Origin of the sequence: Granulicella sp. S156 (assembly GCF_009766105.1) — a bacterium.
GTDB lineage: Bacteria > Acidobacteriota > Terriglobia > Terriglobales > Acidobacteriaceae > Granulicella.
This window is the reverse complement of the sequence record NZ_LMUH01000020.1, coordinates 84397-96314: the sequence shown is the minus strand read 5'-3', so window position 1 is coordinate 96314 and position 11918 is coordinate 84397. Positions and strand designations below refer to the sequence as shown.

Below are 11918 nucleotides of genomic sequence, written 5' to 3'. Positions count from 1 at the left end.
ATGAACTCGCGTGCCATCGTCCTGACGGAGATTGAGGCGATGGGAGGCGCGGAACGCAGCGTCCTTGCGCTATCGCGCTGGCTGATGCAGCACGACCTTCCACATCACTTCGTTACCTATGTCGATCACATCGACATGGCCGCGCATGCGGACCATCCCATAGAAGTTGTACAGTTCAAGCCCCAGATGCGTGCCACAAAAAAAGTAGCCGCGTTGCGCCGCTACTTCTCCTCGCGCCCCAAAGCGCCTGCACCTCTGATGTCGGGCTTTCAACCGGCGCTGCATGCCTCGCTCGCGGGGATGCGCGGCTTCCACTGCCTGATGCACGACACTCCGAGCCTCTTTGAAGATCCGAACACGCTCACGGCGAAACGTCGCCTCGCACGCTGGATTTCGGACAAGATCGCTGCACGCGGCCTGCGCAGCGGTGGGCACACCATCGTTACCAGCGAATATCTTCGGGATGAGACGAGACGCGTCTTTGGCGTCGAAGCCGATATTGCGCGCATGGGAGGGCTGAGCGATCCTGAGGCCTTTCGCTTGCGACCGGTGAGCAACACCCTGCGGTTGTTGAGCGTATCGCGCATCGAAGCCAACAAGCGAATCGACTGGATACTACGCGCTTTGGCAGCGTTGGAACGGGATGCTGTACCTTTGTCTGCCCGCTTGGATTGGATGCTTGATATTGCCGGACGAGGTTCACAGATAGAAGCTATGCAGGCGCTCGCGTCCGAACTCGGGTTGAAGGATCGTGTCCACTTTTGGGGCTATGTAAGCGACGCCGAGCTGCAACAGATCTATGCCCAGGCTCACCTGTTTCTTATGCCAGCCGTTCAAGGGTACGGCATCCCCGCGATTGAAGCGTTGCAGCGCGGGTTACCGGTGCTGCTGCATCGCGAGTCTGGCGTAAGCGATATTTTGGGTACGACGCCGTGGGCTACAGTCATCGAAGGCGGCGAAGAAGGTATGCTGCCGGGACTTCGAGGGGCTATCGACAGAGTTGTCGAAGGGATACAGCTCAACGTTCCGCTGCCACCGCTCCCAACTGAGGACACATGGGCAGAGCGCGTGGCAACTCTTTGTAATTGGCTTTAGGACAGGCTACATCTTGTAGCGGCCCATCTCATCGTCGTTCAGATTTTCCAACCAGCGACGGAGATCGTCAGGTGCGAGCGAGGTCGACCCTCCCGAGGCGATTCGAGCATGCTCCAGCAGCTGCCTGCTGACAAAGATGGGGCAATCGGAGCGTAGCGCTAGCGCAATGGCATCGGAGGGACGCGCATCCAGCGCAACGACTTCCCCGCCCTGGTCCATCCAAATGGTTGCGTGGAAGGTGTCCTCGCGCAGCGAGCCGACGACAACACGGGTCACCCGCGCATTCAGGCCGTGGATGGTATTGCGCAGTAGATCGTGCGTCATCGGTCGCGGTGTTGTGGCCTTTTCGATCTCCAGCGCAATGGCGTTGGCCTCAAACAGTCCGACCCAAATAGGAAGCACTACCTCACCGCTGAGATCGTTGAGCACGACGATAGGCATCTTCGTCGAGGGGTCCATCATGAGCCCGCGAATACGGACCTCGACGTCAGACTCCGAGGTCTCTTGAGCGTCGGGCTCGGGTTTGAAGCCAGGCAGGTGCATGAATGCCAGTGTACAGCGTTCCAGAAGTTGTCAGCTTACTGCCGGCAGGCGTGCATTCAGCGCCTGTTGTGCCATCAGCGCTGCTGACGGTGCTGTGGGAACCGAGATCGCTTCGCCGACAAGCGAGCTGGGAAAGACCTGTGTGATGCGCACGTCGATGTAGCTTCCGGGCGGCGGTGTTGTGTCGCACATGAAGTTAACCGTCTTATTTTGGGTAGAGCGCCCTGTAATCTGGCCGCGCGAGTTGGCGCCGTGCTCCACCATGACTTCAACAGTCTGGTCGAGGTGGCGGCCATAGTTTTCGCGCTGGATCTCGCGCTGGCGAGCGTTCAGAATCGCCAGCCGCTGAACCTTGACTTCCTCGGAGATGGAGTCGTGCATGTGGATCGCAGGCGTATTCGGCCGTGGCGAGTACTTGAAGCCGTAGATCGCGTCGTAACCGACCCCTTCCAACAGCGTAATGGTGTCCTCGAAGTCGCGGTCTGTCTCCCCCGGGAAGCCGACGATGATGTCGGAGGTCAATGAGATATCGCGCTGGGCAGCTTTGGTCCAGGCGATACGCTCCAGATACCAGTCGCGCGTGTAGTCACGCTGCATGGCGCGCAGAACGTCGGTAGAACCCGATTGAACGGGCAGATGAACGTGATCGCAAAGTGTCGGGACGGCATCGATGGCGTCCACGATATCTTTTGTGAAGTCGCGCGGGTGCGAGGTAGTGAAGCGCACGCGCTTGATGCCATTGACCTCGCCAACGGCAGCCAGAAGCTCGGCAAAGCTGCGTTTGCTGCTCGGATCGCGATAGCTATTGACGTTCTGGCCGAGCAGCTGAATCTCGGTGAAACCCATCTGCGCGATGCGCTGGGCTTCAGCCAGTACCGACGCGGAGGTTCGCGAACGTTCCTTGCCGCGCGTGTACGGAACCACGCAGTAGGAGCAGAACTTGTCGCAGCCTTCGATGATGGTGATATAGCCGCGATGCGGGTTGGTGCGAGCGGTGAACTCGGTGTCGAAGGTCTCGTCGGTCTGCCGATCGTCCAGGCCGGTGATGCGGGTTTCGCCGGCCTCAAGGCGGGCGAGCATATCCGGCAGGTTGCGATAGGACGCTGACCCGGCAACCAGCGAGACATACGGCGCTCGCTCGAAGATCTTGTTGCCCTCCTGCTGGGCGACACAGCCAAGGACGGCAAACTTCTTGCCTTCACCCTGCATGCGCTTGTACTCGTTCAGGCGGTGGAAGACCTTCTGCTCGGCCTTATCGCGGATGGAACAGGTGTTGTAGAGGATGAGGCCCGCGTCAGCCTCGTCGACGACCTGGCTGTAGCCTTCGCGCAGCAGTGTGCCGACAACTTTCTCGGAGTCGTGCGCGTTCATCTGACAGCCAAAGGTTTCGATGTAGAAAGTTTTCAAACTGAGTTCCTAGGAGGAGTAAGCCGTTATCCCACATATCAGTATAAATGGTGCGCTGAAAGGGTTAGTTGCCGGACGCTCTCTTCGAGCCTCGCTGTCAGCTCCGCTGGGGTCAGACTCTCATCGACTGGAATGGCTGCGCCCACATGTATCTCCAGATGCCCAGAACGGAACCAGCGAGTCTTTCTCATCTCATCCAGCCCGATCAGTGCCACCGGCACGATCGGAACACGTGACTGCTGTGCCAGAAGACCGATTCCCGGCCGGAACGAATGCAGCTTCCCATCGTGGCTTCGTGTCCCTTCCGGAAAAATCAGCACGGAGTATCCCTGATCCATGGCTTCGCCCGCGTGCTCAAAGCTTCTTCGGAAACCACGCAGACGAGGCAGTGGAAAGACGTTGAACAGCGCGGTCACCAGCCAATACCCCGCAGGTGCGAGCAAGTTGTAGAGCGCGCGCTGCTGATTTCGGCCTTGCTTGAGATCGAACAATGTCTCGCCCGACATCGCAATCGCTATCCGACGCCGCAACCTCCCCGGCAGAGCCTGCAGAACCAGCGCGCCATCGTAGGCGGTTACATGATTGGCAACGATCAGCAGCGGTCCCCGCGGCAATTCGGCCGTGGGGCGCACCACACGCGGCGCTGCCAGTATCGCAATCAGGGGCCGCATCACGAGCTCGATAAATCCCATACGCACTACCTTGATCGGCCAACTCCATGGCCACCGTGGGTAGACGTGTCCCGAAGCTTCCCTTTTCTGCGTTGCTCCGCTCTCGATTCGAGTTACCTCTGGCTTTGGCTCGGGCGTCATTGAATGAGGGAGATTTACGCCGGACTCCTTTGTCAGGAGTGCCCGCAGGTCGCCCAGCGTTTCCACAGTGGCAATGGCATCATCCTCCAACTCCAGACCAAGCCGCTGTTCCAGTGCCGACTGCAGTTGAACCCGCCCCAGGCTGTCCAGATGCAAATCTTCCGATAAGCGCTGGTCGTCGGAGCTGGAGACAGGCTCTCCTGTCACCTCCTCGATTAAGCTCGCTAACATGTCTTGCTCTGGCGAAGTGGATTGCGACTCCCACTGCTGGTTCGTCAGTGTCTCGCCAACCCACCGCTCGACCTTTCTTCTTAGCAGCTTTCCAGTCGAGGTAAACGGAAACTGCAACTCAGGCCACTTCAGCACTCGGCGAATCTGCTGATAGCCCGCCAGCTCCCCATTCGCACGACGGACTGCTGCCTGAAGAGCCTCATCGTCGCCAGAGAAGATCACGGCTGCAACCGGTTCTGCCCCACCTATCGTCTTGTACGGAACCACCACACATCCACATACGCCGGGCTGCCTGCTCATCGCTTCTTCCAGATCGACGGGATGCACGTTCATCCCTGCGCCCGTGACGATTACATCGCCTTTTCTGCCGAGAAATCGCAACTCACCGGATTCGTTCTCCGCTGCCAGATCCCCAGTCGCCAACCACTCGTCCTCACGCGGCCGCATCTGGCCACCTTGCCATGTCGCTGCAGACAGCATGTCACCGCGAACCAGGATCTCGCCGTCTCCGCTGATGCGCACCTCGCGCCCAGGAAGTGCCTTCCCTATCGTCCCCTGCCCAATCTTGAAGGGGTGATTCAGAGTCACCAGCGCGGCCGTCTCTGTCATCCCATAGCCCTGGATCAGCGCAAACCCGAGACGGCTCCAGAAACCTTCCAGCTCCGCTGGTAAGGTCGCTCCACCCGAGATCACTGCCCAGAACTTCCATCCCAACGCGCGATGTACCTGTCGAAACCTCCACCACCGCTTCCAGATCGACAGTCTCTTCGCAGGCTCCAACTCTTGTTCCAGCGAATCAAAGCGCTCCAGCAGATGGGCACGCAGCAACTGCAGTACGCGCGGCACCGCTACAAGCACGGAGATGCGTTCGCGCCGAAGAATCCCCGTTATCCGCCTTGCTTCGAACTGATCCACGAAGTGGATCTCAGCAGCCAGAAGAGGAGGAACCCACAACCCCATGAACTGCCCGAAGACATGGCTTAGCGGCAACGTATGCAGAAATCGCAGGGGATGGACCCAGCGTTCATATCTTCGGTACTTCGCGATCTCATTCTCGATGGGCTGTAGGCTCGCGAGCACGTTGCGGTGCGTGTGGACGATCCCTTTGGGAGCCGAAGTCGTACCGGAGGTGAAGACGATCTGAAAGGGCGTCTGCGCGTTGACAGTCTCACTCACGTCGAATATCGGTTCCGCGGGTAACTGAGTCGCCAGTTCGGAGAACAGCAGCCGTGGCACATCCGTTTGTATGGTGTTCAGGAGATTCTGGTCGCCCACAATCAGTTTTGGCGCGACATCCTTCACCACGCGTTCGACAAACTCGCTGGAACCAGCCGCATCCAACGGCACTGCGATCACACCACGCATCAGGCAGCCGAAGAAAACACTCACCCATGCTGCGGAGTTCTCACCCCACAGCACCACTCGTTCTCCCGCCGTAACGCCGCGACGCTCAAGCTCGGCAGCAAACCGGCCTGCAAACTGCGCCAGTTCGCCATAAGTCGTTCTATAGCGCCTGTTGCCGCGATGAACCACCACCGCCGTCTCCGCGGAGTGCTGGCGATACACCTCCACGAGGCTGGCCAGATGGGCGCGCACACCTCCATCATAGTGACCGATCCAAAGGTAAACCCATCGAATCGGCCTTGGGCCGCCGCTTGACAATGGATATCTGGCTCCGGCAGTATCGTTGGCGGACTTTAAAAACAGCTAAGACAAACGCTTGTCTTTAGATGGAAAACACTACTGAACACCTTAGTAAAGCGGTTTTTTGGAGGCATTATGAAGATATTCAGGTCAGCAGTAAGGACCTTCACGTTCGTTGCGCTTTGTATTCTGGGGCTGGGCAGTGCCCATGCGCAGGCGACCAACTCCGGCGATATACGCGGTACCGTAACCGACTCGACTGGTGCGTTATTGCCTGGTGTGACGGTAATCGTCACGAACAACGATACCGGCGTTACCAACACCTTTACCACCAACGGATCAGGACTTTATGACACCTCGTCCATTGTTGTAGGCAATTACAGGGTCACCTTTACCAAAGATGGATTTGCAACATTCGAACGTTCATCCGTCTCACTCCAGGTGGGCATATCGACAGTCAACGCAGCTCTTAAGATTGGTTCGACGAAGGACTCCGTTGTCGTCACGACCGACATCCCGCTGTTGAGCACCGAGAGCGGCGAGCAATCAACGACGATGGATTCCAAGTCCATGCAGGTGCTTCCGAACGTCGGACAGGATTGGCAGAACTTCGCGATTCTGATCCCTGGAGCCACGGGCACATCTAACTCAAATCCGGGGGCACAGATCTCCGCTAACGGAAACCTTCCCTATAGCAATGTGCTTGCAGACGGCGCTTCAACGACGCTCTCTCACAGCCAGAACTCTGATGTTTCCACCTTTGAGACCGTATCCGAACTCCAGGTCTCCACATCTGCATTTTCGGCCCAGTACGGTATCGGCGGTATCATCTTCAACCAGATCAGCAAGGGCGGAACAAGTCAGTTTCACGGAACCGCATACGACTACTTCCAAAATGATGCGTTGAATGCCGCCACGTTCAACTTTGACAATCCTGGTTCGGTTCCCAAGCTCCGTTACAACAACTTTGGTGGATCGATCGGTGGGCCTATCCTGAAAAAGAAGTTGTTCTTCTTTTTCAATTACGACCAGCGTATCGATAATTCGCAAGGCATCAATCTAAACAGCATTCCTACGACGGCTGTCATGAGCGGTGACTTTACAGGCACCAATCTACCTACGCTCTATGACCCCACAACTCAGGTCATCGCCCATGATTCCAAAGGCAATCCGTATCCGGTTAGGAAGTCGTTTCAGAGCGAGTACGGCAGCAACGCGATTCCGGCGGCCATGTTTGATTCGATAGCCGCCAAATTCCAGCAGTTCTATCCCACCCCGTCCAACCATATCCCGGGAAGCCAATTTGTCTCTGTCGCCCCAGGCAGCAACGGAGTTTACTCCAATAACTTCCGCTCAGTTGTTCCAGGAAACAACCCCGATAAGAAATACTTTGGACGCCTGGATTACGACATCACGGAGCGCAACAGGCTCACCATTTCGATCACCCAGGGCGACATTCCACAGTCCTTTCCCAGTGCAGTCACAGCGTGCCCCATTGGCTGTTCGGAGCTCGATGTTGAACGGTGGAATCCGCAGATTACCGATGTCTGGACCATCAACTCCAGAACAGTCAATGAAGCCAGGCTTGGCTATACGTATCAGGGAAACTTCTGGGACGATCTGGAAAAGAACCACGGGTATGCCGCTCAACTTGGCTGGACCTACGCAAAGGCCGATCAGATTCCTGCCATCCAGTTCTACAAAGACTATCCCTATGCCTGGATCGAGCCGGAGGTCAATAGCTTCTACAAAGAGAACACCTTCGATCCATCGGACGTCGTGACGATGATCTATGGAAAGCATGTCCTTCACTTCGGCGGCGAATTTCAGTTTTATCGTGAAAACTCTACGCAGTATGGAAGCAATCTCAATGCTGGCACCTTTCAGTTCAATGGCTCCTACACCGCACAGTGGACACTCAATAACGGAGTCGCATCGCCCGTCTCTTCTACTGGAGCGGACTATGCGGACTTCCTGCTCGGCTATGTGAATAGCTGGAGCGCTGCCGTAACCCCCGAATATGGAGCACGGCTGAAGAGTCCTCAAATGTTCGTTCAGGACGACTACAAGATCAGACCGAATCTCACGCTCAACCTCGGCCTACGCTATCAGATCCAGCATGGATGGAATGAGATCAAGGGCAATGAGACGGTCTTCGATCCAACTGTAGCCAACCCTGCAAGCGGAAATCTGGGGGCGTCCTGGTTCGGCAGCACGGCAGCGAACGGTCGGAAATCCCTTGAAGCAAACGTCTGGAACACCGTACTTCCTCGGGTCGGTTTCTCCTGGTTGCCTTATTCGACGATGACAGTTCGCGGCGGATTTGGAATGTATGCCTATAACTGGAGTATTGATACCTACGGGGGCGGCCTCGGGGCTGCATCGGGAGCCTCAGGAAGTCAAGGCGATCAGACCAACGGCATTACACCAGAGGTCCTGCTCGACAGCAATGGAGCGAATCTTCCCTACTCGGCTTTTTCGACCAATCCCTCCAGGTTCAATGGCCAAGGCGTAAGCTATACCGCGTTCCACACGCCCATGCCTGAGATCTATCAATGGAATCTATCCATTCAGAATCAGCTTGGAACAAATATGGTCTTTGAGCTTGCCTATGTGGCAAGCCATGCCAAAAACCTCAACTTCAATGTCGATATCAACCAGGTTCCAGTTACATTGCTAAGCTCGAACGACACTGCTAACCAACCCTATCCACAGTATCAAGGGATTACGGGTAGCACGAATAACGCTACCTCTAACTACAACTCATTACAGGCTTCCGTAACACGACGTCTCTCCCAAGGTCTCAGCTTCAACTTCAACTATGTCTGGTCGCACTTTCTCGACGACTATGACTCCTCGGGTTGGGGCAGCCATGCGGGTCCACAAACGTACCAGAATGCTCATGACCCCTCGGCTAGCTATGGCAACTCGAACTTTGACGTTCGAAATGCGTTCAAGGGCAATATTCTTTACGAGTTGCCGTTTGGCCATGGCAAACAATTCCTGAACAAGAACTGGTTGTTGGATGAGGTTGTGGGCGGATGGCAGCTTAGCAGCACCATCCAACTGACAACGGGCAATCCTTTCACGGTCTCTGATGGACACTCTACCTATGCACAGGGTGGAGGAGCCTTCCCCAATGTAACGGGAATCAGCACCAAACCCGTTGGAGGGCGTACGTGGCAGGAGTGGTTCAATCCCGCAGCATTCTCTCTGGCAGCACCTGGAACTTTCGGGGATGAGAGACGGAACCAGCTCTACGGGCCCGGCATTGAGTTAGTAAATCTTTCCGCCGGCAAGAAGTTCACGCTACACAACCAGGTCAAACTGCAGATCCGCGCTGATGCTACGAATGCCTTCAATCGTCCGAGTTTTGGCCAGCCGAACGTCAATTTGCAGACGTTCAATGGACAACTCCCGGGACAAGCATTCCAGTACGCTCCTGGCACGTATCAAATCTCTGGCACAACTGTAGGAGGGCGTAACGTTCAGCTTGGCGCCCGCGTAGAGTTCTAACCCCTTACATCACGATGAGAAGAGACGGCCACATCGGCCGTCTCTTCTCATTTAAGCGCCAGCACTTGTCATTTCGCTCCGTTTCTTTGTCTTGAACGGAACTTTTGAAATTGTTTCATCGTAAGGTAGACATTGAGACAAACGCTTGTCTACAATTGCTGTGCCTACTAGCCACCACTCGTTTCCCTTTCCGAAGATGCGACTGATGTACCTTGTGCCTCCTGGAGATACGCCGTGCGAACCAAAATAGTTCCTGTCCCGAAGCTGTCTTTTACGCTTGCACCTTTCCTGGTGTTAGCTTCGGGCTTACTGTTCGCTGCCCCCAACGCAGCCGTTGCTCGACAATCTGCACCTTCTGCCCATGTCTCTTCCGATCAGGACGCAACGGCCTTTGTAAACGCTCTGCTCGGCAAGATGACGCTGGAAGAGAAGATTGGGCAGATGAGCCAGGTGGCGCTCAACACCAAATTAGACGAGCCGGCTGACGAGATGGCTCGCAAGGGGCAGGTAGGCTCGTTCCTCTTTATTACAGACGCAGCGGAGATCAATCGGCTACAACATGTCGCCGTCGACCAGAGCCGTCTGCATATTCCGCTCATCTTCGGCTTCGACGTAATCCACGGCTTCCGTACCATCTATCCCGTTCCCCTGGCGATGGCGGCAAGCTGGGACCCCGCAGTCGTCGAACACGCCCAGAGCATGGCCGCCAAAGAGGCCAGTGCGACCGGCATCCAGTGGACGTTCGCTCCAATGGTTGACATCGCACGCGATCCTCGCTGGGGCCGCATCATGGAGGGCGCTGGGGAAGATCCCTTCCTTGGCTCCCGAATTGCAGAGGCGCAGGTGCGCGGCTTCCAGGGCGAGTCGCTCGGGGCGCCGGGCCACATTATGGCCTGCGTCAAGCACTTTGCAGGTTACGGTGCAGTCTCAGGAGGTCGTGACTACGAGGAGTCGAACATCTCCGACGAGCAACTCTGGAATGTCTACTTCCCACCCTTCCAGGCGGCGATCAACGCAGGTGCGGGATCGCTGATGAGTGCCTACATGGACCTGAACGGCGTTCCAGCCACCGGCAATCGCTTTCTGCTGCATGACGTACTGCGTGACGATTGGAAGTTTCAAGGCCTTGTCGTGAGCGACTGGAATTCTGTCGAGAGCCTGACCACCCATGGCTTTGCAAGCGATGAGGAAGACGCTGCCGCGCGTGCCGTCAATGCTGGCGTGGACATGGAGATGACCAGCTCTACCTTTCAGCATAAGCTGGCCGCTGCAGTCCATCAGGGCGTCGTGACACAAGCAACCCTCGACGCGGCTGTACGTCAGATACTGCTGACGAAATACCGATTGGGACTGTTCCGCAACCCTTACGTCGACCCCGCGAAGACCGCCTCGCAGCTGGTGACACAGGAACAGCGCGACGCTGCTCGCCAAACCGCCACACATACGGCTGTGCTGCTCCGCAATGAAGGCAATCTACTTCCCTTGAGCAAGCAGTACAAGTCGATTGCCCTGATCGGTTCCCTGGCGGAATCCAAAGCGGACATCATGGGATCGTGGAGCTTAGCCGGACATCCTTCCGACTCGGTCACGGTATTGGAAGGGCTGAAAAAGCGATTCAGCTCCGATACACAGATTGCCTATACCAAGGGAGTAGAGATTGAGCGCGAACAGACCTCCATCTTCGACGAGCAGTTTACGAGCCCCAAGCCGACGCTGAAGACAGACGCCGAACGGGACGCAGAGTTTCATCACGCCATCGACCTGGTTCGTCAATCTGACGTGGCAGTACTCGTCCTGGGAGAGTTGCAGAGCATGAGCGGGGAGCAGGCCTCACGCTTGAGTCTCGATCTTCCGGGCAAACAGGAGGAGCTGCTGGAGGCTGCTGTCGCTACCGGTAAACCCGTCGTACTTGTACTGCTGAACGCTCGGCCGCTCAACCTCACATGGGCATCACAGCATGTTGCCGCCATCCTGGAAGCCTGGTATCCCGGAACCGAAGGCGGCGATGCGATTGCCGATCTGCTCTCGGGGGATGCCAATCCCGGCGGCAAGCTTCCTGTTGCATGGCCTCGCAGTGTGGGTCAGATCCCCATCAACTATGCGCGCAACCTGACGCAGGTTCCTGAGACTGCAGATGCGCGCTACTGGGATGGACCGAGCACACCGCTCTATCCCTTCGGCTATGGACTCAGCTACTCGAGTTTTTCCATGACGAACCTTCGGCTTGCTTCGCCCTCAGTCCACGCTGGATCGAAGCTTGAAGTCTCAGTCGATGTTCAAAATACGAGTTCGCGTGATGGAGATGAGGTGGTGCAGCTCTATACGCACCAGCGCGCAGGCAGTGCATCCCGCCCCGTTCGAGAACTCAAAGGATTTCGTCGCGTGTCCCTCAAGGCTGGGGAAAAGCAGACGATTACTCTAGCGCTCAACACCAACGGCCTTGGATTCTGGAGCCCACAGACGCATCGCTGGAGCATCGAGCCTGGCCAGTTTGACCTGTGGGTCGGACACGATGAAACTGCCAGCGATCACGCCTCGTTTGCGGTACTTCCGTAATACACGAGCCGCCCTTGGTACTACAGTTGTACTTGCAAACCTGCCCCGCTAGCCTGTCATTTCGACCGACCAGCGGGAGCGGAGAAACCCCTCGATGCAGAGCGTGATGCAAAT

6 protein-coding genes are annotated in these 11918 nt (G+C 56.7%); 3 read left to right on the top strand and 3 right to left on the bottom strand.

All coding sequences use genetic code 11. The features are described from left to right. Positions 1-1095 (top strand): glycosyltransferase family 4 protein, encoded by a 1095-nt coding sequence (locus GSQ91_RS15115; RefSeq protein WP_254064607.1) that lies wholly within the window; start codon positions 1-3, stop codon positions 1093-1095. A gap of 6 nt (positions 1096-1101) precedes the next feature. Here the strand turns inward: GSQ91_RS15115 and GSQ91_RS15110 are convergent, their stop codons facing one another. From GSQ91_RS15110 to GSQ91_RS15100, 3 genes are read right to left on the bottom strand one after another with little or no spacing between them, the layout of a single operon-like run. Next, the gene (locus tag GSQ91_RS15110; protein ID WP_158822593.1) at positions 1102-1638 is read right to left on the bottom strand and encodes a bifunctional nuclease family protein; all 537 of its coding nucleotides are present in this window, start codon (positions 1636-1638) and stop codon (positions 1102-1104) included. 30 nt (positions 1639-1668) lie between these two features. Continuing rightward, a complete protein-coding gene (gene miaB / locus GSQ91_RS15105; RefSeq protein WP_158822592.1) occupies positions 1669-3045 on the bottom strand; it encodes a tRNA (N6-isopentenyl adenosine(37)-C2)-methylthiotransferase MiaB in 1377 nt (458 codons plus the stop codon). A 38-nt stretch (positions 3046-3083) separates the two neighbouring features. Further along, on the bottom strand, positions 3084-5684 hold the full coding sequence (locus GSQ91_RS15100; protein ID WP_158822591.1) for an AMP-binding protein: 2601 nt from the start codon (positions 5682-5684) through the stop codon (positions 3084-3086). Between the two features lie 183 nt (positions 5685-5867). Between GSQ91_RS15100 and GSQ91_RS15095 the strand changes: the two genes are divergently transcribed. Beyond that, positions 5868-9248, top strand: a complete 3381-nt coding sequence (locus tag GSQ91_RS15095) for a TonB-dependent receptor (protein ID WP_158822590.1) — start codon at positions 5868-5870, stop codon at positions 9246-9248. Between the two features lie 234 nt (positions 9249-9482). Beyond that, positions 9483-11804, top strand: coding sequence for a beta-glucosidase BglX (gene bglX / locus GSQ91_RS15090; RefSeq protein WP_254064606.1), 2322 nt, complete (start codon positions 9483-9485; stop codon positions 11802-11804). The last annotated feature ends 114 nt before the right edge of the window (positions 11805-11918 follow it).

Bases quoted from the DNA above. Each gene is read 5' to 3' on its own strand.
- GSQ91_RS15115 (WP_254064607.1), top strand. From the start codon at position 1: ATGAACTCGCGTGCCATCGTCCTGACGGAGATTGAGGCGATGGGAGGC.
- GSQ91_RS15095 (WP_158822590.1), top strand. From the start codon at position 5,868: ATGAAGATATTCAGGTCAGCAGTAAGGACCTTCACGTTCGTTGCGCTT.
- GSQ91_RS15110 (WP_158822593.1), bottom strand. From the start codon at position 1,638: ATGCACCTGCCTGGCTTCAAACCCGAGCCCGACGCTCAAGAGACCTCG.